Annotated in this window: 27 protein-coding genes and 4 tRNA genes; all 31 read right to left on the bottom strand. The window is 55.2% G+C overall.

Annotation, left to right across the window (positions count from 1 at the left end):
• Positions 1-17: 17 nt before the first annotated feature.
• The 31 genes from rpsQ to birA all read right to left on the bottom strand — a co-directional run bounded on the left by rpsQ (position 18) and on the right by birA (position 25,581).
• Positions 18-284 carry a 30S ribosomal protein S17 gene (gene rpsQ, locus ORL50_RS07070; protein ID WP_003176419.1) on the bottom strand — a complete coding sequence of 89 codons (267 nt, stop codon included), beginning with the start codon at positions 282-284 and terminating at the stop codon, positions 18-20.
• A gap of 2 nt (positions 285-286) precedes the next feature.
• Entirely contained in the window at positions 287-478 is a 192-nt protein-coding gene (rpmC, locus tag ORL50_RS07065) for a 50S ribosomal protein L29 (protein WP_008030901.1), read from the bottom strand.
• Positions 478-891 (bottom strand): 50S ribosomal protein L16, encoded by a 414-nt coding sequence (gene rplP, locus ORL50_RS07060; protein WP_007943783.1) that lies wholly within the window; start codon positions 889-891, stop codon positions 478-480. The genes rpmC and rplP overlap by 1 nt, the downstream gene beginning before the upstream one ends.
• A 12-nt stretch (positions 892-903) precedes the next feature.
• The gene (gene rpsC, locus ORL50_RS07055; RefSeq protein WP_003176422.1) at positions 904-1,590 is read right to left on the bottom strand and encodes a 30S ribosomal protein S3; all 687 of its coding nucleotides are present in this window, start codon (positions 1,588-1,590) and stop codon (positions 904-906) included.
• A gap of 13 nt (positions 1,591-1,603) precedes the next feature.
• Positions 1,604-1,936, bottom strand: coding sequence for a 50S ribosomal protein L22 (gene rplV / locus ORL50_RS07050; RefSeq protein WP_003103908.1), 333 nt, complete (start codon positions 1,934-1,936; stop codon positions 1,604-1,606).
• Between the two features lie 13 nt (positions 1,937-1,949).
• On the bottom strand, positions 1,950-2,225 hold the full coding sequence (gene rpsS, locus ORL50_RS07045; protein ID WP_002555486.1) for a 30S ribosomal protein S19: 276 nt from the start codon (positions 2,223-2,225) through the stop codon (positions 1,950-1,952).
• Positions 2,226-2,241: 16 nt separating this feature from the next.
• Positions 2,242-3,066, bottom strand: a complete 825-nt coding sequence (gene rplB, locus ORL50_RS07040) for a 50S ribosomal protein L2 (RefSeq protein WP_008030897.1) — start codon at positions 3,064-3,066, stop codon at positions 2,242-2,244.
• A gap of 14 nt (positions 3,067-3,080) precedes the next feature.
• Complete coding sequence (gene rplW, locus ORL50_RS07035) at positions 3,081-3,380, bottom strand: 50S ribosomal protein L23 (RefSeq protein ID WP_002555488.1); 300 nt, start codon at positions 3,378-3,380, stop codon at positions 3,081-3,083.
• Positions 3,377-3,979, bottom strand: coding sequence for a 50S ribosomal protein L4 (gene rplD / locus ORL50_RS07030; protein ID WP_266011511.1), 603 nt, complete (start codon positions 3,977-3,979; stop codon positions 3,377-3,379). The genes rplW and rplD overlap by 4 nt, the downstream gene beginning before the upstream one ends.
• A 12-nt stretch (positions 3,980-3,991) precedes the next feature.
• Positions 3,992-4,627: a 50S ribosomal protein L3 gene (gene rplC, locus ORL50_RS07025; RefSeq protein ID WP_003186059.1), complete on the bottom strand. Its 636-nt coding sequence runs from the start codon at positions 4,625-4,627 to the stop codon at positions 3,992-3,994.
• Between the two features lie 80 nt (positions 4,628-4,707).
• Positions 4,708-5,019: a 30S ribosomal protein S10 gene (gene rpsJ, locus ORL50_RS07020; protein ID WP_003186070.1), complete on the bottom strand. Its 312-nt coding sequence runs from the start codon at positions 5,017-5,019 to the stop codon at positions 4,708-4,710.
• A gap of 141 nt (positions 5,020-5,160) precedes the next feature.
• Entirely contained in the window at positions 5,161-6,354 is a 1,194-nt protein-coding gene (tuf, locus tag ORL50_RS07015; protein WP_150582439.1) for an elongation factor Tu, read from the bottom strand.
• Between the two features lie 31 nt (positions 6,355-6,385).
• A complete protein-coding gene (gene fusA, locus ORL50_RS07010; RefSeq protein ID WP_150582440.1) occupies positions 6,386-8,491 on the bottom strand; it encodes an elongation factor G in 2,106 nt (701 codons plus the stop codon).
• Positions 8,492-8,521: 30 nt separating this feature from the next.
• Positions 8,522-8,992, bottom strand: coding sequence for a 30S ribosomal protein S7 (gene rpsG / locus ORL50_RS07005; protein ID WP_002555493.1), 471 nt, complete (start codon positions 8,990-8,992; stop codon positions 8,522-8,524).
• Positions 8,993-9,109: 117 nt separating this feature from the next.
• Positions 9,110-9,481, bottom strand: coding sequence for a 30S ribosomal protein S12 (gene rpsL / locus ORL50_RS07000; protein WP_002555494.1), 372 nt, complete (start codon positions 9,479-9,481; stop codon positions 9,110-9,112).
• A 216-nt stretch (positions 9,482-9,697) separates the two neighbouring features.
• Positions 9,698-13,897 carry a DNA-directed RNA polymerase subunit beta' gene (gene rpoC, locus ORL50_RS06995; RefSeq protein ID WP_266011506.1) on the bottom strand — a complete coding sequence of 1,400 codons (4,200 nt, stop codon included), beginning with the start codon at positions 13,895-13,897 and terminating at the stop codon, positions 9,698-9,700.
• Between the two features lie 64 nt (positions 13,898-13,961).
• The gene (rpoB, locus tag ORL50_RS06990; RefSeq protein ID WP_007946139.1) at positions 13,962-18,035 is read right to left on the bottom strand and encodes a DNA-directed RNA polymerase subunit beta; all 4,074 of its coding nucleotides are present in this window, start codon (positions 18,033-18,035) and stop codon (positions 13,962-13,964) included.
• Positions 18,036-18,255: 220 nt separating this feature from the next.
• The gene (gene rplL, locus ORL50_RS06985) at positions 18,256-18,621 is read right to left on the bottom strand and encodes a 50S ribosomal protein L7/L12 (RefSeq protein ID WP_007896630.1); all 366 of its coding nucleotides are present in this window, start codon (positions 18,619-18,621) and stop codon (positions 18,256-18,258) included.
• A gap of 80 nt (positions 18,622-18,701) precedes the next feature.
• The gene (gene rplJ, locus ORL50_RS06980) at positions 18,702-19,202 is read right to left on the bottom strand and encodes a 50S ribosomal protein L10 (RefSeq protein ID WP_150582441.1); all 501 of its coding nucleotides are present in this window, start codon (positions 19,200-19,202) and stop codon (positions 18,702-18,704) included.
• Between the two features lie 198 nt (positions 19,203-19,400).
• Positions 19,401-20,096, bottom strand: coding sequence for a 50S ribosomal protein L1 (gene rplA, locus ORL50_RS06975; RefSeq protein ID WP_003444394.1), 696 nt, complete (start codon positions 20,094-20,096; stop codon positions 19,401-19,403).
• Positions 20,096-20,527: a 50S ribosomal protein L11 gene (rplK, locus tag ORL50_RS06970; protein WP_008008888.1), complete on the bottom strand. Its 432-nt coding sequence runs from the start codon at positions 20,525-20,527 to the stop codon at positions 20,096-20,098. Before rplK ends, rplA begins: the two co-directional genes overlap by 1 nt.
• Before the next feature lie 117 nt (positions 20,528-20,644).
• Positions 20,645-21,178 carry a transcription termination/antitermination protein NusG gene (nusG, locus tag ORL50_RS06965; RefSeq protein WP_007896622.1) on the bottom strand — a complete coding sequence of 178 codons (534 nt, stop codon included), beginning with the start codon at positions 21,176-21,178 and terminating at the stop codon, positions 20,645-20,647.
• A 9-nt stretch (positions 21,179-21,187) separates the two neighbouring features.
• Positions 21,188-21,556 carry a preprotein translocase subunit SecE gene (gene secE, locus ORL50_RS06960; RefSeq protein ID WP_009045851.1) on the bottom strand — a complete coding sequence of 123 codons (369 nt, stop codon included), beginning with the start codon at positions 21,554-21,556 and terminating at the stop codon, positions 21,188-21,190.
• Positions 21,557-21,601: 45 nt separating this feature from the next.
• Positions 21,602-21,677 (bottom strand) — tRNA-Trp (locus ORL50_RS06955).
• Between the two features lie 53 nt (positions 21,678-21,730).
• Complete coding sequence (gene tuf, locus ORL50_RS06950; protein WP_007896619.1) at positions 21,731-22,924, bottom strand: elongation factor Tu; 1,194 nt, start codon at positions 22,922-22,924, stop codon at positions 21,731-21,733.
• A gap of 84 nt (positions 22,925-23,008) precedes the next feature.
• Positions 23,009-23,084: transfer RNA gene (locus tag ORL50_RS06945), tRNA-Thr, on the bottom strand.
• Positions 23,085-23,110: 26 nt separating this feature from the next.
• Positions 23,111-23,184 (bottom strand) — tRNA-Gly (locus ORL50_RS06940).
• A 23-nt stretch (positions 23,185-23,207) separates the two neighbouring features.
• Positions 23,208-23,292, bottom strand: a tRNA-Tyr gene (locus ORL50_RS06935).
• Between the two features lie 142 nt (positions 23,293-23,434).
• Positions 23,435-23,875 carry a hypothetical protein gene (locus ORL50_RS06930; RefSeq protein WP_266011484.1) on the bottom strand — a complete coding sequence of 147 codons (441 nt, stop codon included), beginning with the start codon at positions 23,873-23,875 and terminating at the stop codon, positions 23,435-23,437.
• A 7-nt stretch (positions 23,876-23,882) separates the two neighbouring features.
• Entirely contained in the window at positions 23,883-24,632 is a 750-nt protein-coding gene (locus ORL50_RS06925; RefSeq protein ID WP_266011482.1) for a pantothenate kinase, read from the bottom strand.
• On the bottom strand, positions 24,622-25,581 hold the full coding sequence (gene birA / locus ORL50_RS06920) for a bifunctional biotin--[acetyl-CoA-carboxylase] ligase/biotin operon repressor BirA (protein ID WP_266011480.1): 960 nt from the start codon (positions 25,579-25,581) through the stop codon (positions 24,622-24,624). The genes ORL50_RS06925 and birA overlap by 11 nt, the downstream gene beginning before the upstream one ends.
• Positions 25,582-25,656: the final 75 nt, after the last annotated feature.

The raw sequence follows: 25,656 nt of genomic DNA, 5'->3' as shown, positions 1-25,656 counted from the left end.
TCTCCGACCCCTAGTCCTTAGACTTCCACAGCGCGTTCGAGAACATCAACCAGCGCCCAAGACTTAGTCTTGGCCAAAGGACGAGTTTCACGAATAGTGACTTTGTCGCCGATGTGGCACTGATTGGTTTCGTCGTGCGCGTGCAGCTTAGTCGAACGCTTAACGTATTTACCGTAGATCGGGTGCTTTACGCGACGCTCGATCAGAACGGTGATGGTCTTGTCCATTTTGTCGCTGACAACACGGCCAGTCAGCGTACGGACGGTTTTTTCGGCTTCAGCCATGATTACTTACCTGCCTGCTGTTTGAGCACAGTCTTCACGCGAGCGATGTCACGCTTAACTTGCCGGAGCAGGTGAGACTGCCCCAACTGGCCAGTTGCTTTCTGCATGCGCAGATTGAACTGGTCGCGCAGCAGGCCGAGCAGTTGCTCGTTAAGCTGCGGCGCGTCTTTTTCACGAAGTTCGTTCGCTTTCATCACATCACCGTCCGTTTAACAAAAGCGGTGGCGAGCGGCAGCTTTGCAGCAGCCAGGGCAAAAGCCTCACGCGCCAGCTCTTCAGAAACACCCTCGATTTCATACAGGACTTTGCCTGGCTGAATCTGGGCAACCCAGTACTCGACGCTACCCTTACCTTTACCCATCCGAACTTCGAGGGGCTTTTTGGAGATAGGCTTGTCCGGGAATACACGGATCCAGATCTTGCCGCCACGTTTCACGTGACGGGTCAGTGCACGACGCGCTGACTCGATCTGACGAGCGGTGAGACGACCACGAGCTACAGACTTCAGCGCATATTCGCCGAAGCTGACTTTGCTACCGCGCTGAGCCAAGCCACGGTTGTGGCCAGTCATCTGCTTGCGGAACTTCGTACGCTTTGGTTGCAACATTTGGCGTACCCCTTACTTAGCAGCTTTTTTACGAGGCGCTGGTGCTTGTGGTTTCAGTTCTTCTTGGCGACCACCAATTACTTCGCCTTTGAAGATCCAAACCTTTACACCGATCACACCATAAGTGGTGTGAGCTTCGTAGTTGGCATAGTCGATGTCGGCACGCAGGGTGTGCAGTGGCACACGACCTTCGCGATACCATTCAGTACGTGCGATTTCAGCACCGCCGAGACGACCGCTCACTTGGATTTTGATGCCTTTGGCACCAATGCGCATGGCGTTCTGTACAGCGCGCTTCATAGCGCGACGGAACATTACGCGACGCTCCAGCTGCTGAGCTACGCTCTGCGCAACCAACATACCGTCGAGTTCCGGCTTGCGGATTTCTTCGATATTGATGTGCACAGGCACACCCATTTGCTTGGTCAGGTCCTGACGCAGTTTCTCAACATCTTCACCTTTCTTCCCGATAACGATACCTGGACGAGCGGTGTGGATGGTGATACGTGCTGTTTGAGCCGGACGATGGATATCGATACGGCTTACGGACGCGCTTTTTAGTTTGTCTTGGAGATACTCACGCACCTTCAGATCAGCGAACAAATAGTCCGCATAAGTCCGACCGTCTGCGTACCAGACGGAGGTGTGCTCCTTGACGATTCCCAGGCGAATGCCAATGGGATGTACTTTCTGACCCATCTCTTCGACTCCGTTACTTGTCAGCAACCTTGACAGTGATATGGCAAGACCGCTTGACGATGCGATCAGCACGGCCTTTGGCACGTGGCATGATTCGCTTCAGCGAACGCCCTTCGTTGACGAAAACGGTGCTGACTTTAAGGTCATCAACGTCTGCGCCTTCGTTATGCTCGGCGTTGGCTACGGCCGACTCCAGCACTTTCTTCATGATCTCGGCGGCTTTCTTACTGCTGAAAGCCAACAGGTTGAGCGCTTCGCCCACCTTCTTCCCGCGGATCTGGTCGGCGACCAAGCGGGCTTTCTGGGCGGAGATTCGAGCGCCCGACAACTTAGCGGCTACTTCCATCGTTCCTTACCCCTTAACGCTTGGCTTTCTTGTCTGCCACGTGCCCACGATATGTGCGGGTACCGGCAAACTCGCCTAGTTTGTGGCCGACCATGTCTTCGTTCACGAGAACTGGAACATGTTGACGACCGTTATGCACTGCAATGGTCAGACCGACCATTTGTGGCAGGATCATCGAACGACGCGACCAGGTTTTAACTGGTTTGCGATCGTTCTTTTCCGCCGCCACTTCGATCTTCTTCAGTAGGTGAAGATCAATAAAAGGACCTTTTTTCAGAGAACGTGGCACTGTCGTATCCCTCTATTTACTTGCGACGACGGACGATCATTTTGTCGGTACGCTTATTACCACGAGTCTTCGCGCCCTTAGTCGGGAAGCCCCATGGCGATACCGGATGACGACCACCAGAGGTACGACCTTCACCACCACCATGTGGGTGGTCAACCGGGTTCATGGCAACACCACGAACGGTTGGGCGAACGCCACGCCAGCGTTTGGCACCAGCTTTACCCAGCGAACGCAGGCTGTGCTCGGAGTTCGAGACTTCGCCCAGGGTCGCACGGCATTCAGCCAGGACTTTACGCATTTCACCGGAGCGCAGACGCAGGGTCACGTAGACACCTTCACGAGCGATCAGCTGAGCCGAAGCACCAGCGGAACGAGCGATTTGCGCGCCTTTACCTGGCTTCAATTCGATGCCGTGTACGGTGCTACCAACTGGAATGCTGCGCAGTTGCAACTGGTTGCCCGGCTTGATCGGAGCCAAAGCACCCGAAATCAGCTGGTCGCCAGCGTTCACGCCTTTAGGGGCGATGATGTAACGGCGTTCGCCGTCTGCGTACAGCATAAGAGCAATGTGAGCAGTACGGTTTGGATCGTATTCGATACGCTCGACAGTGGCTGGAATGCCATCTTTGTCGTTGCGACGGAAATCGACCAGACGATAATGCTGCTTATGGCCACCACCGATGTGACGAGTGGTAATACGACCATTGTTGTTACGACCACCAGACTTCGATTTCTTCTCGAGCAGCGGTGCGTGAGGAGCGCCTTTATGCAGCTCCTGGTTGACCACCTTGACCACATGACGGCGGCCAGGGGAAGTCGGTTTGCATTTAACGATTGCCATGATGCACCCCTTCCTTACTCAGCACTGCTGCTGAAATCGAGATCTTGGCCTGGCTGAAGGGAGATAACTGCCTTCTTCCAGTCATTACGCTTGCCCAGACCGCGAGCAGTGCGCTTGCTCTTACCCAGAACATTCAGGGTAGTAACACGCTCTACTTTCACGCTGAACAGGCTTTCGACGGCCTTCTTGATTTCCAGCTTGGTTGCATCAGTAGCAACCTTGAAAACGAACTGGCCTTTCTTGTCTGCCAGAACCGTAGCCTTCTCGGAAACGTGCGGGCCAAGCAGAACTTTAAATACGCGTTCCTGGTTCATCCCAGCAGCTCCTCGAATTTCTTCACGGCCGACACGGTGATCAACACCTTGTCGTATGCGATCAGACTAACTGGATCGGAACCTTGCACGTCACGTACATCTACGTGTGGCAGGTTGCGAGCAGCCAGGTACAGGTTCTGATCAACAGCGTCCGACACGATCAGAACGTCGGTCAGGCTCATGTTGTTCAGTTTGCCCAGCAGGTCTTTGGTTTTCGGCGAATCAACGGCGAAATCCTGAACCACGACCAGACGATCAGTACGCACCAGCTCAGCAAGGATGGAACGCATTGCTGCGCGATACATCTTCTTGTTCAGCTTCTGCGAGTGATCCTGAGGACGAGCTGCGAAAGTGGTACCGCCGCCACGCCAGATTGGGCTACGGATAGTACCGGCACGCGCACGGCCAGTACCTTTCTGACGCCATGGGCGCTTACCGCCACCACGAACGTCGGAACGGGTCTTTTGCTGCTTGGTACCTTGACGGCCGCCGGCCATGTAGGCCACGACTGCTTGGTGAACCAGCGTCTCGTTGAATTCGCCGCCAAATGTCAGTTCGGAAACTTCGATCGCTTGAGCGTCATTTACATTTAATTGCATGTCAGCTTCCCCTTAACCGCGAGCCTTGGCTGCTGGACGTACAACCAAGTTGCCGCCAGTAGCGCCAGGAACAGCGCCCTTGACCAACAACAGATTGCGTTCAGCGTCCACGCGCACTACTTCGAGGGACTGCACGGTCACGCGCTCAGCGCCCATATGACCGGACATTTTTTTGCCCTTGAATACACGACCAGGAGTCTGGCACTGGCCGATAGAGCCTGGAACGCGGTGGGACACGGAGTTACCGTGGGTATTATCTTGCCCGCGGAAGTTCCAACGCTTGATCGTACCCTGGAAGCCTTTACCTTTGGACTGACCGGTTACATCAACCAGTTGACCAGCAGCGAAGATTTCAGCGTTGATCAGATCGCCGGCCTGGTACTCGCCTTCTTCAAGGCGGAATTCCATTACGGTACGACCAGCGGCGACGTTCGCTTTAGCGAAGTGGCCAGCCTGAGCAGCTGTAACACGCGAAGCACGACGCTCGCCTACAGTGACTTGCACTGCACGATAGCCATCGGTCTCTTCAGTTTTGAACTGGGTGACGCGATTCGGCTCGATCTCAATGACCGTGACCGGAATGGAGACACCTTCTTCGGTGAAAATACGGGTCATACCGCATTTACGACCGACTACACCAATAGTCATGTTGTAAACCTCATGAGTGTACGGGGCTTTCACCCGCTATGGCCGCCCATTTCAGAGCGTTACACGACTAAGACCGAGTCTTAGCCGAGGCTGATCTGTACTTCCACACCGGCCGCAAGATCAAGCTTCATAAGCGCATCAACGGTTTTATCCGTTGGCTGGACGATGTCCAGAACGCGTTTATGAGTACGGATCTCGTACTGGTCACGCGCGTCTTTGTTGACGTGCGGGGAGACCAGAACGGTGAACCGCTCTTTACGGGTAGGCAGTGGAATTGGACCACGCACTTGAGCACCAGTACGTTTCGCGGTTTCCACGATTTCCTGGGTGGATTGGTCGATCAGGCGATGGTCAAAAGCCTTCAACCTGATACGGATTTGCTGATTTTGCATTGGATTTCAGACTCCGGCTGCTATTCCCACCGAGCGCAATACGCCCGTTAAAAGGAGGCGCAATTCTATAGACGGGCTACCACAGTGTCAACCCAATAAAAAAGCCCCCGCTAGGCGGGGGCTTTTTCAAGTCATCACTTATTAAGCGATGATTTTGGCTACGACGCCAGCGCCGACGGTACGACCGCCTTCACGAATAGCGAAACGCAGACCATCTTCCATTGCGATGGTTTTGATCAGGGTGACAACCATTTTGATGTTGTCGCCTGGCATTACCATTTCAACGCCTTCCGGCAGTTCGCAGTTACCGGTCACGTCAGTGGTCCGGAAGTAGAACTGTGGACGGTAGCCTTTGAAGAACGGAGTGTGACGACCGCCTTCTTCTTTGCTCAACACGTACACTTCAGCTTCGAAGGTAGTGTGCGGCTTAACCGAACCTGGCTTGACCAGAACCTGGCCACGCTCAACGTCGTCACGCTTGGTGCCGCGCAGCAGCACGCCGCAGTTCTCGCCAGCACGACCTTCGTCGAGCAGCTTACGGAACATTTCAACACCGGTGCAGGTGGTGACGGTAGTGTCACGCAGACCAACGATTTCCAGTGGATCCTGAACCTTGACGATACCGCGCTCGATACGGCCAGTTACAACAGTACCGCGACCGGAGATCGAGAATACGTCTTCGATTGGCATCAGGAACGGCTTGTCGATAACACGAACTGGATCTGGGATGTAGCTGTCCAGAGTCTCAACCAGTTTACGAACGGCAGTGGTGCCCATTTCGTTGTCGTCTTGGCCGTTCAGAGCCATCAGAGCCGAACCGATGATGATCGGAGTGTCGTCACCTGGGAAGTCGTAAGTGCTCAGCAGATCGCGCACTTCCATCTCAACCAGTTCCAGCAGCTCAGCGTCGTCTACCATGTCAGCCTTGTTCAGGAAGACAACGATGTACGGAACGCCAACCTGACGGGACAGCAGGATGTGCTCACGGGTTTGTGGCATCGGACCATCAGCGGCCGAGCAAACCAGGATAGCGCCGTCCATTTGAGCAGCACCGGTGATCATGTTCTTCACGTAGTCAGCGTGACCTGGGCAGTCAACGTGAGCGTAGTGACGGATCAGCGAGTTGTATTCAACGTGCGCGGTGTTGATGGTGATACCACGAGCCTTTTCTTCCGGAGCGCTGTCGATCTTGTCGAAAGCAACAACGGCCGAACCGAAAACTTCGGAGCAGACGCGAGTCAGAGCAGCAGTCAGCGTGGTTTTACCGTGGTCGACGTGACCGATGGTGCCAACGTTGACGTGCGGAAGGGAACGATCAAATTTTTCTTTAGCCACGACAATTAACTCCTAGCCTAAAGGGGCTGAATCAGCCTTGTTTTTTGGTAACGGTTTCGACGATGTGCGACGGAGCCGTATTGTATTTTTTGAATTCCATAGAGTAGCTTGCGCGACCTTGGGACATGGAGCGAACGTCGGTTGCGTAACCGAACATCTCACCCAACGGAACCTCGGCACGAATTACTTTGCCGGAAACCGTATCTTCCATACCCAGGATCATGCCGCGACGACGGTTAAGGTCGCCCATCACGTCACCCATATAGTCTTCAGGTGTAACAACCTCTACCGCCATGATCGGCTCAAGCAGCTCACCACCGCCCTTCTGGGCCAGTTGCTTGGTCGCCATGGAAGCAGCCACCTTAAACGCCATCTCGTTGGAGTCGACGTCGTGGTAGGAACCATCAAACACAGTAGCCTTCAGGCCGATCAGCGGATAGCCGGCAACAACGCCGTTCTTCATCTGCTCTTCGATACCCTTCTGGATAGCCGGGATGTATTCCTTAGGAACCACACCACCCACTACTTCGTTCACGAATTGCAGACCTTCCTGACCTTCGTCAGCAGGAGCAAAACGGATCCAGCAGTGGCCGAACTGACCACGACCGCCGGATTGACGAACGAACTTGCCTTCAATCTCACAGTTCTTCGTGATGCGCTCACGATACGAAACCTGAGGCTTACCGATGTTGGCTTCGACGTTGAACTCACGGCGCATCCGGTCAACCAGGATGTCCAAGTGCAATTCGCCCATGCCGGAGATGATCGTTTGACCAGTCTCTTCATCAGTCTTGACGCGGAAAGATGGATCTTCCTGAGCAAGTTTGCCCAGAGCGATACCCATTTTTTCCTGGTCATCCTTGGTCTTAGGCTCAACGGCAACCGAAATAACCGGCTCCGGGAAGTCCATGCGAACCAGGATGATTGGCTTGTCAGCGCTGCACAAGGTTTCGCCAGTGGTGACGTCCTTCATGCCGATCAAGGCCGCGATGTCACCAGCGCGTACTTCCTTGATTTCTTCACGGGCGTTTGCGTGCATTTGCACCATACGGCCCACGCGCTCTTTCTTGCCCTTGACCGAGTTGATCACGCCGTCGCCGGAGGCCAACACGCCCGAGTAAACTCGAACGAAAGTCAAGGTACCCACGAATGGGTCGGTAGCGATTTTGAAAGCCAGAGCCGAGAACGGCTCGCTGTCATCTGCATGACGTTCCATCTGCTTTTCCTCGTCATCAGGGTCAGTACCCTTGATGGCAGGAATGTCAGTTGGAGCAGGCAGGTAATCGATAACGGCGTCGAGAACCAGGGGAACGCCCTTGTTCTTGAAGGAAGAACCGCAAACAGCCAGGACGATTTCGCCAGCGATCGTACGCTGACGCAGAGCGGCCTTGATTTCCGCGTTGGTGAGTTCTTCACCTTCGAGGTACTTGTTCATCAGCTCTTCGCTGGCTTCGGCCGCAGCCTCAACCATGTTGCCGCGCCACTCGTCAGCCAGTTCCTGCAGTTCAGCAGGGATAGGCTTACGAACTGGAACCATGCCTTTGTCAGAGTCATTCCAGTAAACAGCTTCCATAGCCATCAGATCGATCTGACCCTGGAAGTTGTCTTCGGAACCGATAGCCAACTGGATTGGCACCGGAGTGTGACCCAGACGCTGCTTGATCTGACCGATCACGCGCAGGAAGTTCGCACCAGCACGGTCCATCTTGTTTACGTAAACAAGACGTGGAACGCCGTATTTGTTGGCTTGACGCCATACGGTTTCCGACTGAGGCTCAACACCCGAGGTGCCGCAGAACACAACGACCGCGCCGTCGAGAACACGCAGGGAACGTTCAACTTCAATGGTGAAGTCCACGTGACCCGGGGTGTCGATGACGTTGAAGCGGTATTGGTCCTTGTGCTGCTTCTCGGAACCCTGCCAGAAGGCGGTAATGGCAGCAGAAGTAATGGTAATACCACGCTCCTGCTCCTGAACCATCCAGTCTGTGGTCGCGGCGCCGTCATGCACCTCGCCCATTTTGTGACTTTTGCCAGTGTAAAAAAGGACGCGCTCGGTGGTGGTGGTCTTACCAGCATCCACGTGAGCAACGATACCAATGTTACGGTAGCGATTAATCGGTGTTGTACGAGCCATAAAGCCCTCGCAAAATTAGTGACGCTAAAATTAGAAGCGGTAGTGCGAGAAAGCTTTGTTAGCTTCAGCCATACGGTGCACGTCTTCACGCTTCTTAACTGCAGCACCTTTACCTTCGGCAGCGTCCAACAGTTCGCCAGCCAAACGCAGAGCCATAGACTTCTCGCCGCGCTTGCGGGCGAAGTCTACCAACCAGCGCATTGCCAGGGCGTTACGACGGGACGGACGAACTTCAACCGGAACCTGGTAAGTAGCACCGCCTACACGGCGCGACTTCACTTCGACCAGCGGAGCGATGGCGTCGAGAGCTTTCTCGAAGATTTCCAGGGGGTCGCTGTTCTTGCGTTCTTTAACCTTTTCCAGCGCGCCATAAACGATACGCTCGGCAACGGCTTTCTTGCCGCTTTCCATAACGTGGTTCATGAACTTGGCCAGGATTTGGCTTCCGTATTTTGGATCGTCAAGCACTTCGCGCTTGGCTGCTACGCGTCTTCTTGGCATGGATAAGCCCTCAAACGGTCTTCAGGTTCGCTCGGAATCGGTGCCCTTTCGGGACGCCTCCGACCTTACTCTTATCGACTCAGAAAAATAGAAAATCAGTTTTACAAAAAGCCGCTACTACTTAGGCTTCTTGGTACCGTACTTCGAACGACCCTGGTTACGACCTTTAACGCCGGAAGTATCCAGAGAGCCGCGTACGGTGTGGTAACGAACACCTGGCAAGTCTTTTACACGACCGCCGCGGATCAGTACCACGCTGTGCTCTTGCAGGTTGTGGCCTTCACCGCCGATGTACGAGGAAACCTCGAAACCGTTGGTCAGACGCACACGGCATACTTTACGCAGTGCCGAGTTAGGTTTTTTCGGCGTGGTGGTATACACACGGGTGCATACGCCACGACGTTGCGGGCAGTTCTGCAGCGCAGGCACGTCGGATTTCTCGACGATACGCTTACGCGGCTGACGTACCAGCTGGTTGATAGTTGCCATCTACTAGCTCCACTGTTGTCTTGCGACGCTATTGTCTTGCAAGAAAAGCAAAATGGCAGGAACGAATTCCCGCCAAATTTAGGGGTACAAGAGTCTAAAGAGGATCTTGTCCCCAGTCAAGGCAAGGCCCCGACCTCCCCGCTCATCCAATCTCGACAATTTGTCTCGATTCGACGAACGGAGCGACCAGGGCCTCACGCTCATTTATCGCAGAACTCAGTTACCGCTAGAGTTCAGCGCTTCGGTCAGTGCAGCTTCCACTTCACTGGCGCTTACGCGCAACGGTTTGTCTGCATCACGGCGACGTTTACGCTCGCTGTGGTAAGCCAGACCGGTACCAGCCGGGATCAGACGACCCACGACCACGTTTTCTTTCAGGCCGCGCAGGTAATCGCGCTTGCCGGTTACCGCCGCTTCGGTCAGTACGCGAGTGGTTTCCTGGAAGGAAGCCGCCGAGATGAACGATTCGGTGGACAACGACGCCTTGGTGATACCCAACAGCACGCGAGTGAACTTGGAAACGAATTTCTCGTCGCCAGCCAGACGCTCGTTCTCTACCAGAACGTGAGTCAATTCCATCTGGTCGCCCTTGATGAAACTGGAATCGCCAGATTCAGCGATTTCAACTTTACGCAGCATCTGACGCAAGATGGTCTCGATGTGCTTGTCGTTGATCTTCACGCCTTGCAGACGGTAAACGTCCTGAATCTCGTTCACGATGTACTTGGCCAGCGCACTCACACCCAGCAGACGCAGGATGTCGTGTGGATCGCTCGGGCCGTCGGAGATAACTTCGCCGCGGTTTACCTGTTCGCCTTCGAAGACGTTCAGGTGGCGCCACTTCGGAATCAGCTCTTCGTACGGATCGCTACCGTCGTTCGGGGTGATAACCAGACGGCGCTTGCCTTTGGTCTCTTTACCGAACGCGATGGTGCCGCTGACTTCAGCCAGAATCGAGGCTTCTTTCGGACGACGGGCTTCGAACAAGTCGGCAACACGCGGCAGACCACCGGTGATGTCACGGGTCTTCGAAGTCTCTTGCGGAATACGAGCGATAACATCACCGATCGCGATTTTCGCACCATCCGCTACACCGACCAGGGCGTTGGCTGGCAGGAAATACTGAGCGATTACGTCAGTGCCTGGCAGCAACAGATCCTTGCCGTTGTCATCGACCATCTTAACGGCAGGACGGATGTCTTTACCGGCAGCTGGACGATCTTTGGCGTCGAGTACTTCAATGTTGGTCATACCGGTCAATTCGTCAGTCTGACGCTTGATCGTGATGCCTTCTTCCATGCCCACGTAGGTCACGGTACCTTTCATTTCGGTAACGATTGGGTGAGTGTGCGGATCCCACTTGGCCACGATTGCGCCAGCGTCGACCTTGTCACCTTCTTTAACCGAAATCACAGCACCGTACGGCAGCTTGTAACGCTCGCGCTCACGACCGAAGTCATCAGCGATTGCCAGCTCACCGGAACGGGACACTGCTACCAGGCAGCCATCCACTCGCTCAACGTGTTTCAGGTTGTGCAGACGGACGGTACCGCCATTCTTCACCTGAACGCTGTCAGCAGCAGAGGTCCGGCTCGCCGCACCACCGATGTGGAACGTACGCATGGTCAGCTGGGTACCCGGCTCACCGATGGACTGGGCAGCGATAACGCCGACCGCTTCACCGATGTTCACCTGGTGACCACGAGCCAAGTCACGGCCGTAGCACTTGGCGCAAATGCCGTAGCGGGTTTCGCAGCTGATCGGCGAACGCACGATCACTTCATCGATGCTGTTCAGCTCGATGAACTCGACCCACTTCTCATCTACCAGGGTGCCGGCAGGAACGATAACTTCCTCGGTACCTGGCTTGAATACGTCACGAGCGATGACACGACCCAATACGCGCTCACCCAACGGCTCAACAACGTCACCGCCTTCAATGTGCGGAGTCATTACCAGGCCATGTTCGGTGCCGCAATCGATCTCGGTCACAACCAGATCCTGCGCCACGTCTACCAGACGACGAGTCAGGTAACCGGAGTTCGCAGTTTTCAACGCGGTATCCGCCAAACCTTTACGAGCACCGTGAGTAGAGATGAAGTACTGGAGTACGCTCAAACCTTCACGGAAGTTCGCAGTAATCGGCGTTTCAATGATGGAACCGTCCGGCTTGGCCATCAGGCCACGCATACCGGCGAGCTGACGGATCTGCGCAGCAGAACCCCGTGCGCCCGAGTCGGCCATCATGTACATCGAGTTGAAGGACTCTTGATCGACTTCGACGCCATGACGGTCGATGACTTTCTCTTTCGAGAGGTTGGCCATCATCGCCTTGGATACTTCGTCGTTCGCCTTGGACCAAAGGTCGATCACTTTGTTGTACTTCTCGCCCTGGGTTACCAGGCCGGAGGCGTACTGACTTTCGATCTCTTTCACTTCGTCGGTAGCAGCACCGATGATGCGGGCTTTTTCATCCGGGATAACGAAGTCGTTAACACCGATGGAAACGCCGGAAATGGTCGAATAGGCAAAACCGGTGTACATCAACTGGTCAGCGAAGATCACGGTCTCTTTCAAACCAACCACGCGGTAGCACTGGTTGATCAGCTTGGAGATCGCCTTTTTCTTCATCGGCTGGTTGACGACGTCGTACGACAGGCCTGGTGGAACAACCTGGAACAACAGCGCACGGCCGACAGTGGTGTCGACGATACGGGTGTTCTTGACGCTGCCACCATCACGATCGTTGACGGTTTCGTGGATGCGGACTTTGACTTTGGCGTGCAGTGCGGCTTCGCCGGCACGGAACACACGGTCAACTTCCTGCAGATCCGCGAACACACGACCTTCGCCCTTGGCGTTGATCGCTTCACGAGTCATGTAGTACAGACCCAATACAACGTCCTGCGACGGAACGATGATTGGCTCACCGTTGGCTGGCGACAGAATGTTGTTGGTCGACATCATCAACGCACGCGCTTCCAACTGGGCTTCCAGTGTCAGCGGTACGTGCACGGCCATTTGGTCGCCGTCGAAGTCGGCGTTGTACGCAGCACAGACCAGCGGGTGCAGCTGGATAGCCTTACCTTCGATCAGTACTGGTTCAAACGCCTGGATGCCCAGACGGTGAAGGGTCGGTGCACGGTTGAGGAGAACCGGGTGTTCACGGATCACTTCAGCGAGAACGTCCCAAACCTCTGGCAGTTCGCGCTCGACCATTTTCTTGGCCGCTTTAATGGTGGTCGCGAGACCACGCATTTCCAGCTTGCCGAAAATGAACGGTTTGAACAGCTCGAGAGCCATTTTCTTCGGCAGACCGCACTGGTGCAGACGCAGGGTCGGACCTACGGTAATTACCGAACGACCGGAGTAGTCAACACGCTTACCGAGCAAGTTCTGACGGAAACGACCTTGCTTACCCTTGATCATGTCAGCCAGGGATTTCAGAGGACGCTTGTTCGAACCGGTGATAGCGCGGCCACGACGACCGTTGTCGAGCAGTGCGTCGACGGCTTCCTGCAACATACGCTTTTCGTTGCGCACGATGATGTCCGGAGCGGACAGATCAAGCAGGCGCTTCAAGCGGTTGTTACGGTTGATCACTCGACGATACAGGTCGTTGAGGTCGGAAGTCGCGAAGCGACCGCCATCCAGCGGGACCAGTGGACGCAGATCTGGCGGCAGAACCGGCAGAACGGTCAGCACCATCCATTCTGGAAGGTTGCCGGAACCCTGGAAGGCTTCCATCAACTTCAGACGCTTGGACAGCTTCTTGATCTTGGTTTCGGAGTTGGTTTGCGGAATTTCTTCACGCAGACGGCCAATCTCGTGTTCCAGGTCGATAGCGTGCAGCAGTTCACGGACAGCTTCGGCACCCATGCGGGCATCGAAATCGTCGCCGAACTCTTCCAGCGCTTCGAAGTACTGCTCGTCGTTCAGCAGCTGACCTTTCTCAAGGGTGGTCATGCCTGGATCGATAACGACATAGCTCTCGAAGTAGAGAACGCGTTCGATATCACGCAGGGTCATGTCCATCAGCAAACCGATACGCGACGGCAGCGATTTCAGGAACCAGATGTGGGCAACTGGCGAAGCCAGTTCGATGTGCGCCATGCGCTCACGACGAACCTTGGCCAGCGCGACTTCAACACCGCACTTCTCGCAGATCACACCACGGTGCTTCAAGCGCTTGTACTTACCGCACAGGCACTCGTAATCCTTTACCGGGCCAAAGATCTTGGCGCAGAACAGGCCGTCACGTTCTGGTTTGAACGTACGGTAGTTAATGGTTTCCGGCTTTTTAACTTCACCGAACGACCACGAACGGATCATCTCAGGCGATGCCAATCCAATACGGATGGCGTCGAACTCTTCGACTTGACCCTGGTTTTTCAGCAAATTCAGTAGGTCTTTCAAGGCCTTTCCTCCTGGCGGAGCAGAGAGCGGGCAATCCTGCCCCGCTCTCGATTCGCGTCACGTGTTATTCGGTTTCCAGATCGATATCGATGCCGAGGGAACGAATTTCCTTGATCAACACGTTGAAGGACTCGGGCATGCCCGGCTCCATACGGTGATCGCCATCCACGATGTTTTTGTACATCTTGGTACGGCCGTTCACATCGTCCGACTTCACTGTGAGCATTTCTTGCAGAGTGTAAGCAGCACCGTATGCTTCCAGTGCCCAGACCTCCATCTCCCCGAAACGCTGACCACCGAACTGTGCCTTACCACCCAGCGGCTGCTGGGTAACCAGGCTGTACGAACCGGTAGAACGAGCGTGCATCTTGTCGTCTACCAAGTGGTTCAGCTTCAGCATGTACATGTAGCCAACAGTAACCGGGCGCTCGAACTTGTTGCCGGTACGGCCGTCGGTCAGCTGCATCTGGCCGCTTTCTGGCAGGTCTGCCAGTTTCAGCATGGCCTTGATTTCGCTTTCCTTGGCGCCGTCGAACACTGGAGTGGCCATTGGAACGCCGCCGCGCAGGTTCTTCGCCAGATCCAGGATTTCCTGGTCGGAGAAGCTGTCCAGATCTTCGTTACGACCGCCGATCTGGTTGTAGATCTCGTCGAGGAAGGTGCGAAGTTCAGCAACTTTACGCTGCTCTTCGATCATCCGGTTGATCTTCTCGCCCAGACCTTTGGCCGCGAGGCCCAGGTGGGTTTCAAGGATCTGACCAACGTTCATACGCGAAGGTACGCCCAACGGGTTGAGGACGACGTCGACCGGGGTGCCATTGGCATCGTGCGGCATGTCTTCAACCGGCATGATCACGGAGACCACACCTTTGTTACCGTGACGACCGGCCATCTTGTCGCCCGGCTGGATGCGGCGACGGATTGCCAGGTAAACCTTGACGATTTTCAGCACGCCTGGAGCCAGGTCATCGCCCTGCTGCAGTTTGCGCTTCTTGTCTTCGAACTTGTCGTCCAGCAGACGGCGACGATCGACGATGTAGGCCTGGGCCTTCTCGAGCTGCTCGTTCAGAGCATCCTCAGCCATGCGCAGTTTGAACCACTGACCATGCTCAAGACCGTCGAGTACTTCGTCGGTGATGTCCTGACCTTTCTTCAGACCCGCGCCGCCTTCAGCCTTGTGGCCTACCAGTGCGGAGCGCAGACGTTCGAAAGTCGCGCCTTCAACGATACGGAACTCTTCGTTCAGGTCCTTGCGGATCTCGTCGAGTTGAGTCTTCTCGATGGACAGTGCACGAGCATCACGCTCAACGCCGTCACGAGTGAAGACCTGTACGTCGATGACGGTACCCTTGGTGCCGGTAGGCACACGCAGGGAGGTATCTTTAACGTCGCTGGCTTTTTCACCGAAGATGGCACGCAGCAGTTTTTCTTCCGGAGTCAGTTGGGTCTCGCCTTTCGGAGTGACCTTACCAACCAGGATGTCGCCTGCGCCTACTTCAGCACCTACGTAAACGATACCGGCTTCGTCCAGCTTGTTCAGTGCAGCTTCACCCACGTTCGGGATGTCTGCAGTGATCTCTTCAGGCCCAAGCTTGGTGTCACGCGCCACACAGGTCAGTTCCTGGATGTGGATCGTGGTGAAGCGGTCTTCCTGAACCACACGCTCGGACAGGCAGATGGAGTCTTCGAAGTTGAAGCCGTTCCATGCCATGAACGCGATGCGCATGTTCTGACCCAGAGCCAGCTCACCCATGTCGGTGGACGGACCGTCGGCCATGATGTCGCTACGCTGAACCCGATCACCTTTACGCACCAGCGGACGCTGGTTGATGCAGGTGTTCTGGTTGGAGCGGGTGTATTTGGTCAGGTTGTAGATGTCGACACCAGCTTCACCGGTTTCAACTTCGTCATCAGCAACACGAACCACGATACGGCTGGCGTCTACGGAATCGATAACGCCGCCACGACGAGCCACGACGCAAACGCCGGAGTCACGAGCTACGTTACGCTCCATGCCAGTACCGACCAGCGGCTTGTCAGCGCGCAGGGTTGGTACAGCTTGACGCTGCATGTTCGAACCCATCAACGCACGGTTGGCGTCATCGTGCTCGAGGAACGGGATCAGCGACGCTGCGACCGAAACTACCTGCTTCGGCGATACGTCCATCAAGGTGACGTCTTCTGGCGCCTTGACGGTGAACTCGTTCAAGTGACGAACAGCTACCAGCTCGTCGATCAGGACTTTCTTGTCGTTCATCGTGGCCGAGGCCTGAGCGATCACGTGATCAGCTTCTTCGATGGCGGACAGGAAAACGATCTCGTCGGTGACCAGAGCGTCTTTCACCACACGGTACGGGCTCTCGAGGAAGCCGTACTGGTTGGTGCGCGCATAGGCAGCCAGGGAGTTGATCAGACCGATGTTCGGACCTTCCGGCGTTTCAATCGGGCATACACGACCGTAGTGAGTCGGGTGTACGTCACGAACTTCAAAGCCAGCACGCTCACGAGTCAGACCGCCAGGGCCGAGTGCAGACACACGACGCTTGTGGGTGATCTCGGACAGCGGGTTGTTCTGGTCCATGAACTGGGAAAGCTGGCTGGAACCAAAGAACTCTTTCACCGCCGCAGCCACTGGCTTGGCGTTGATCAGGTCTTGCGGCATCAGGCCTTCGCTTTCAGCCATCGACAGACGCTCTTTGACCGCACGCTCAACACGTACCAGGCCAACGCGGAACTGGTTCTCGGCCATCTCGCCTACGCAGCGAACACGACGGTTACCCAGGTGGTCGATGTCATCGACGATGCCTTTACCGTTACGGATGTCGACCAGAGTCTTCAGTACCGCGACGATGTCTTCCTTGCACAACACGCCCGAACCTTCGATCTCGGTACGACCGATACGACGGTTGAACTTCATCCGGCCGACCGCAGACAGGTCGTAGCGCTCAGGGCTGAAGAACAGGTTGTTGAACAGAGTCTCGGCAGCGTCTTTGGTTGGCGGCTCGCCTGGACGCATCATGCGATAGATCTCGACCAGCGCTTCCAATTGGTTGCTGGTGGAGTCGATCTTCAGAGTGTCGGAGACGAACGGACCGCAGTCGATATCGTTGGTGTACAGAGTTTCGATGCGAACAACCTGGGCCTTGGCAATTTTTGCCAGGATCTCGGTGTTCAGCTCGGTGTTGCACTCTGCCAGGATTTCGCCGGTTGCCGGATGCACGATGGCCTTGGCGGTAGTGCGACCCAGGACGTAGTCCAGAGGCACTTCCAGGGTCTTGAGACCGGCTTTTTCGATCTGGTTGATGTGGCGCGCAGTAATACGGCGACCAGCCTCAACGATGACCTTGCCCTTCTCGTCCTGAATATCAAGAACAGCGATTTCACCACGCAGACGCGAAGCAATCAGTTCCAGACTGAGGGTTTCGCCGCTCAGGTGGAAAACGTTGGTGGTGTAGAACGCGTCGAGCACTTCTTCAGTGGTATAGCCGAGCGCGCGCAGCAGTACCGATGCAGGCAGCTTGCGACGACGGTCGATACGCACGAATACGCAGTCTTTCGGGTCGAACTCGAAGTCCAACCACGAACCGCGGTAAGGAATGATGCGCGCGGAGTACAGCAGTTTGCCGGAGCTATGCGTCTTGCCGCGGTCGTGGTCGAAGAACACGCCCGGGGAACGGTGCAGCTGGGAAACGATTACACGCTCGGTACCGTTGATTACGAAGGTACCGTTTTCAGTCATCAGGGGGATTTCACCCATGTAGACTTCTTGCTCTTTGATGTCCTTGATCGCTTTGTTCGACGATTCTTTGTCGAAAATGATCAGGCGCACTTTTACCCGCAAAGGTACGGCGTAAGTTACACCGCGCAATACGCATTCTTTGACATCAAATGCCGGTTCGCCCAGGCGATAACCGACGTACTCCAGCGCAGCATTGCCGGAGTAGCTGATGATCGGGAAAACGGATTTGAAGGCCGCATGCAGGCCCACGTCGCGGAACTGATCTTTAGTCGCTCCCGCCTGCAAGAATTCACGATACGAATCCAGCTGGATTGCCAGGAGATACGGCACATCCATGACGTCCGGCAACTTGCTAAAGTCCTTGCGGATACGTTTTTTCTCAGTATATGAGTAAGCCATCAGCGTTCCCCAGCTTGGTCACCTGCTTGTTTGGCCCCTCCCGACGGGAGCAGCCAGAAAATCGTGCAAACCCCATGGTTTGCGCCACCGCATCGGGTGGTTACAGCTCGTTATCAGCACCGACCCAGTCGGTTGCCAATAACGGAAAAAGGCCGGTGGCAAGAGCCACCAGCCATCAGCCTTTCGCTTAACGCTCGGGCTGGAGACGCAAGGTCGATGCTTACTTCAGCTCGACTTTAGCGCCTGCTTCTTCCAGAGTGGCTTTTGCTTTGTCAGCTGCGTCTTTCGAAACAGCTTCCAGAACGATGCCAGGAGCGCCGTCAACTACTGCCTTGGCTTCTTTCAGGCCCAGACCGGTCAGTTCACGTACTGCCTTGATCACGTTAACTTTCTTCTCGCCAGCTTCGGTCAGCATGACGTTGAATTCAGTTTGTTCTTCAACAACGGCAGCAACAGCAGCTGGGCCAGCGGAAGCAGCGGCAGCGGAAACGCCGAACTTCTCTTCCATGGCTTTGATCAGCTCAACGATTTCCAGAACGGATTTTTCGCCGATTGCTTCGATGATTTGGTCGTTAGTCAGAGACATGACTATAAATTCCTGTATTGGGGTGACAGCCTACGCGGCCATCGAAATAAACAATAAACGCTGAAAGGAGTCGCTTAGCCTTAGGCTGCAGCTGCTTCTTTCTGGTCGCGAAGTGCCGCCAGAGTACGAGCCAATTTGCTGGTTGCGCCTTGAATCACGCTCATCAGCTGAGAAATTGCTTCGTCACGGGTCGGCAGGCTTGCCAGTACGTCGATCTGATTAGCTGCGAGGAACTTGCCCTCGAACGCAGCTGCCTTGATCTCGAACTTGTCCTGACCTTTTGCGAATTCCTTGAAGATACGAGCAGCAGCGCCCGGATGATCTTTGGAGAATGCAATCAAGGTCGGGCCGGTGAACACGTCGTTGAGCACGTCATACTGAGTGCCAGCAACGGCGCGCTTGAGCAGGGTGTTACGTACAACACGTACGTAAACGCCAGCTTCACGAGCCTCTTTACGGAGTCCGGTCATAGCGCCAACTGTCACGCCGCGGGCATCAGCCACAACAGCAGACAGGGCAACATTGGCAGCCTCGTTGACTTCAGCGACGATGGCCTTCTTGTCTTCGAGTTTAATTGCCACGGGTAAAACTCCTGCTTGTTACCGTTTCATCCAACCGAGGCCGGATGTCGTTTTGGTGTCTGATTCGGTAAGGAACCGGGAGCACCATCTGCGTAGGCTTGAGGTTTAAGACTTGCGTCGCCTACGGTCTTGGATAGCCCCCGCCAGGCAGGGACCCCAATCTTTCAATTGGCGCAATCGCTTGCGCCAACCTGTGTCTTACGCGTCGAGCGAGCCTTGGTCGATGACCAGACCTGGACCCATGGTGGTGCTCAGGGTAACGCGCTTGACGTAAATACCTTTCGAGGAAGCTGGCTTGATACGCTTCAGATCAGCGATCAGGGCTTCAACGTTTTCCTTCAGCTTGACGGCATCGAAGCCGATCTTGCCAACGGAAGTGTGGATGATGCCGTTTTTGTCGGTGCGATAACGAACCTGACCAGCCTTGGCGTTTTTAACCGCGGTAGCTACGTCTGGAGTTACGGTGCCGACTTTAGGGTTAGGCATCAGACCACGTGGACCGAGGATCTGACCCAACTGACCCACAACGCGCATTGCATCCGGGGATGCGATAACTACGTCATAGTTCAGGTCGCCGCCTTTCATTTCGGCAGCCAGGTCGTCCATACCTACACGGTCAGCGCCGGCAGCCAGAGCGGCCTCAGCAGCTGGACCCTGGGTGAACACGGCAACGCGAACAGTCTTGCCAGTGCCGTGTGGCAGCACAGTAGCGCTACGTACAACCTGGTCAGATTTACGCGGGTCAACGCCCAGGTTCACAGCAATGTCGAACGACTCGCTGAACTTGACAGTCGACAGCTCAGCCAGCAGAGCAGCAGCGTCTACAAAGTTGTAGGACTTGCCTGCTTCGATTTTGCCGGCGATAGCCTTTTGACGCTTGGTCAACTTAGCCATTACACACCCTCCACGTTAAGGCCCATGCTACGAGCAGAACCGGCGATAGTACGCACGGCTGCTTCCATATCAGCTGCAGTCAGATCCGCGTTTTTGGTTTTCGCGATTTCTTCCAGCTGAGCACGGGTAACAGTGCCAACCTTAACGGTGTTCGGACGAGCAGAACCGCTAGTCAGACCAGCCGCCTTCTTCAGCAGAACCGAAGCAGGGGTGGATTTGGTTTCGAAAGTGAAGCTACGGTCGCTGTAGACAGTGATGATCACTGGAGTCGGCAGGCCTGGCTCAATACCCTGGGTACGGGCGTTGAAAGCTTTGCAGAATTCCATGATGTTCACGCCGTGCTGACCCAGAGCAGGACCAACAGGTGGGCTTGGGTTAGCCTGAGCGGCCTTCACTTGCAGCTTGATGTAAGCGGTAATCTTCTTGGCCATGAGGCACTCCAATTACGGGTTCAAACGCCTCGAAAGGCTCCCCGGTTACTTGCGCGTTTATCCCAGTGACGACAAAACCCCACAGCCTAAGGCTGCGGGGTTGGGATGCTTGCTCAGCTAGACCTTTTCGACCTGGCTGAACTCTAGCTCTACCGGAGTAGAGCGACCGAAAATGAGCACCGCCACTTGGATCCGGCTCTTTTCGTAGTTAACTTCTTCAACCGTGCCGGTAAAATCAGCAAACGGTCCGTCGTTGACCCGTACCGACTCACCTGGCTCGAACAACGTCTTCGGCTTCGGCTTGTCGCTACCATCAGCAACGCGACGCAGAATCGCTTCTGCCTCTTTATCTGTGATCGGTGCAGGCTTATCGGCAGTACCGCCAATGAAACCCATCACCCGAGGAGTATCCTTGACCAAGTGCCAAGTACCCTCGTTCATGTCCATCTGGACCAGCACGTAACCTGGGAAGAACTTACGCTCGCTTTTGCGTTTCTGGCCATTACGCATTTCAACCACTTCTTCAGTGGGAACCAGAATTTCGCCGAAGCCATCTTCCATGCCAGCCAGCTTTACGCGCTCTACCAACGAGCGCATGACATGCTTCTCGTAACCGGAGTAAGCATGCACAACGTACCAACGCTTAGCCACGGGACACCCTTAGCCGACAATCAAGGAAACAAGCCAGCCGAGCAGGGAATCAAGACCCCACAACAGCAACGCCATAACCAGAACAACAGCCACTACAATCAACGTGGTCTGCGTGGTTTCTTGGCGAGTTGGCCATACGACTTTACGAATCTCGGTGCGAGCTTCCTTAACCAGTACAAAGAAAGACTTGCCCTTGGCTGTCTGCAGGCCTACAAAGGCAGCTACAGCAGCAATGGCGAGCAATGCAAGTACGCGGTACAGGATCGGCGAAGCAGAGTAATACTGATTGCCAACAACGCCAACAACCACCAAAGCGACTACTACTAGCCACTTGAGCAGATCGAAGCGAGAGCCTTGAGCTTCAGCTTTAGGAGTCATCTATGAAGATCCTGTGAAAAGAAAGCCAAACCCACCAAGTGAATCTGGCAGGTCAGGAGGGAATCGAACCCCCAACCTACGGTTTTGGAGACCGTCGCTCTGCCAATTGAGCTACTGACCTAAAACAAAATCAGGCCGACCATTATGCCGGCCCGAAAAAGACATTACAACAACTTACTCGATGACTTTCGCTACGACGCCCGCGCCGACGGTACGACCGCCCTCACGAATTGCGAAACGAAGACCATCTTCCATCGCGATGGTTTTGATCAGGGTAACGGTCATTTGAACGTTATCACCCGGCATAACCATCTCAACACCTTCTGGCAGCTCGCAGTTACCAGTCACATCAGTTGTACGGAAGTAGAACTGCGGACGGTAGCCCTTGAAGAATGGCGTATGACGACCACCTTCTTCCTTGCTCAGAACATAGACTTCAGCAGTGAACTTGGTATGCGGCTTGACCGTGCCCGGCTTGACCAATACCTGGCCACGCTCGACATCGTCACGCTTGGTACCACGCAGCAACACGCCGCAGTTCTCACCTGCACGACCTTCGTCGAGCAGCTTGCGAAACATCTCAACACCAGTGCAGGTGGTCTTGACCGTGTCACGCAGACCAACGATCTCGACTTCTTCCTGAATGCGGACAATGCCACGCTCAACACGACCAGTCACAACAGTGCCGCGACCGGAGATCGAGAAAACATCCTCGATCGGCATCAGGAACGGCTTATCAATGGCGCGCTCAGGCTGCGGAATATAACTATCCAGGGTCTCGACCAGCTTCTTGACGGCAGTAGTGCCCATCTCGTTGTCGTCTTGACCGTTCAGCGCCATCAGCGCCGAACCGATGATGATTGGAGTGTCATCACCTGGGAAATCGTAGGTGCTCAACAGGTCGCGCACTTCCATCTCAACCAGCTCAAGCAGCTCCGCATCATCTACCATGTCAGCCTTGTTCAGGAAGACAACGATGTATGGAACGCCTACCTGGCGCGACAGGAGAATGTGCTCACGGGTTTGCGGCATCGGACCATCAGCGGCCGAGCAAACCAGAATCGCGCCATCCATCTGTGCAGCACCGGTGATCATGTTTTTTACGTAGTCGGCGTGACCAGGGCAGTCAACATGTGCGTAGTGACGCACGGCCGAATCGTATTCAACGTGAGCGGTGTTGATGGTAATACCACGAGCTTTTTCTTCTGGGGCGCTATCGATCTTGTCGAAGTCGACCTTTGCCGAACCGAAAACTTCGGAGCAGACACGGGTCAAGGCTGCAGTCAGAGTAGTTTTGCCGTGGTCGACGTGACCAATGGTGCCTACGTTGACGTGCGGCTTATTACGTTCGAACTTTTCCTTAGCCATCGAAATCACCCTCAGGAGAAGAATTGTACAAGTCAAACAAGCCATTAAAACAAAGGCAGATATTTTCATATCTGCCTTGTTATATGGAGCTCTTGAGCGGATTTGAACCGCTGACCTCACCCTTACCAAGGGTGTGCTCTACCAACTGAGCTACAAGAGCGTAACACTGTGCAAGATCCGTAAACGTGGAGCGGGTAGCGGGAATCGAACCCGCATCATCAGCTTGGAAGGCTGAGGTTCTACCACTAAACTATACCCGCGAGCTTACAACTCTCGCTAAAAATGGTGGAGGGGGAAGGATTCGAACCTTCGAAGTCGTAGACGTCAGATTTACAGTCTGATCCCTTTGGCCGCTCGGGAACCCCTCCTAAGCGAGGCAGCATTCTATATCATGCTACCCTTCTGTCAAGCATTTTCTCATTAAAAACCTGAGGTTAGCTGCGTTGACCTCGCTTCACCGCGTTGGCCTGTAAAGGTCTTCACTGCGAAGCGGGCGCCATTCTATTCAAACTAATCTGCCTGTGCAACCCCCTCGCACGGCATTATTTTATGTTTTAACTCATTGAATTCTCTGGAAAGGTTTTGCAACTGCAGATCATCCAGCCAGCGCCGGCTTTCAGGGGCGATACGCACCCAGTAACCAGAGGTATCTGGCAGATCACGTGGCAGGGCCTGGAACTTGATTTCCATGCCGGTCAACCTTCGCTCAATGGCCTGCGCCACTTCCTGCCGCGCATAACCCCCTATATACAGACATCCGGCATCAGGCTGGACAGCCTTCTTCTTGTCCCGCGCAGCATCCGTGGACTCGCTCAACAAACGGATGTCCTGCTGCGAACCGCGGTACAGGCTCAATGGCGTCACATCTTTCGCCCGCAAAGGCGCTTCTTGTTGATGCCAGATGTAATAGAAAACATTGAGGACTAGCAGTAGCAGGAACAACCAACGCATAAAAACCTCAACTCAAGGGGCACGCCATCGCCAGGCCTACGAACACCAGATCCGGAACCACACGCGCTTCAGGCACCACGCCCGAGACCAGACCGGCATCCCCTCCGGTGAGAAAGACCACAAAATCTTCACCCCAATAACTGCGCGCCATCGCCATCTGAGTCAAAACAAACCCCTGGAGCATCAATGAACAACCACGCTCAACCGCCTCGACGGTGGTCCGACCCGGAGAGAGACTTTCCAAGGCGCGCTCAGCCGCGATGTCGCCGTAACGGATTTTACGCGTATGAGTACGCAGCTGATTGCGCATCAGCGGCATCCCGGGGCAGATGAAGCCACCAAGGTGCTCGCCATCGCGATCTATAAAGTCAGCGGTGACGGCTGTACCGAAGTCGAGCACAAGACACGCGCCCGACGCCAGATGGAAGCCACCCAGCATCGCCAGCCAGCGATCAAGCCCCAAGCGCTCGTATTCCTCATAGCCATTACGCACACCGGACATTTCGCGAGAAGGCGCAGCACAGGCGACAGAGACGCCATAGGCGTTCGCAAGCATGGAAGTTAGAGCACCGGTCTCTTCCGTAGTCCTCACGCTTACCAATCGGCAATAGGTCAACGACAGGCGCTCGATTGCATTCAGACTCTCCAGCAACGCCAGGTCCGAGTCAACGACACCCTCTCCCACCGTCATACCGGCGCTAGCAGCCAGCACTCGCCATTTGATGAAACTGTTTCCGCAGTCGAGCTCAAGAATCATCACGCAACCTCAGGCTGAGCTCACCACCGCTAAAGACTTTTTCCACACCACCCACCTTCAAGCGCAAAGCACCTTGTTGATCGATACCCAGCACTTCGCCATCTATCTGGCTGACCCCGGCAATCAGCGATACGGCTCGCCCCTGCCATAGATGATTCTGCTCCCACTCTGGCTGGATGGCAGTAAACCCTTGCGCTTGATGACGGTGCAAGTAGGCCTGCAGCTTCTCACCCAGCGCAGCGACCAGATGGTTACGATCAAAAGCCTTGCCCGCCTCGAGGCGCATAGAAGTCCATTGCTGATCAACCTCTTCGGTCATCTGCATGTTCACATTGATCCCGACGCCTAGCACCACGTGACATACGTCAGCAGGGTCGCCGACCAGCTCCAGGAGGATACCGGCGATTTTCTTCTGCCCGACGAGTACATCGTTGGGCCATTTAAGGCCCGCAGTTGAAACGCCAAGCTCGCGCAAGGCCTGCATCACTGCGAGGCCGACCACCAGGCTGAGACCCTCCAGCTGGCGCATTCCACCCTCAATGCGTAACACGAGGCTGTAATAGACGTTTTCGGCAAAAGGACTGGCCCACTTGCGCCCACGCCGCCCACGCCCTGCAGTCTGCCTTTCGGCAACCACCAGGAATGGAGCGGCCTGCCCGCGCTCGATCGCGCGCAAGGCTTCGGCATTTGTAGAATCTATGGAGTCAAAGACCAGAATGGGCCATTCGCAGGAAGGAGCGGCCTCGCGAATGCTCACAGGATCAAGCAGGGTCAAAGGTACAGCCAGCTGATAGCCGCGACCGCGCACTTTGTGGATAGACAGGCCCAACTCAGCTTCCAGGAGCTGGAGCTGCTTCCAAACCGCACTACGACTGACACCCAGGGCGGCGCCCAGGGCCTGGCCAGAATGGAACCGGCCATCCTTAAGAAGATTCAACAACGTCAGCATGCAAGTCTCGCCTCACAATGAGGCCCGCATGATAGCCATGCACCGAGCGATTGCATAGAAACACCAGGACCGAAC

The organism is Pseudomonas sp. RIT-562 (genome assembly GCF_026241895.1).
Lineage (GTDB): Bacteria > Pseudomonadota > Gammaproteobacteria > Pseudomonadales > Pseudomonadaceae > Aquipseudomonas > Aquipseudomonas mandelii_F.
Note: the sequence above shows the minus strand (reverse complement) of the source record. Positions and strands in the feature narration are given on the sequence as shown.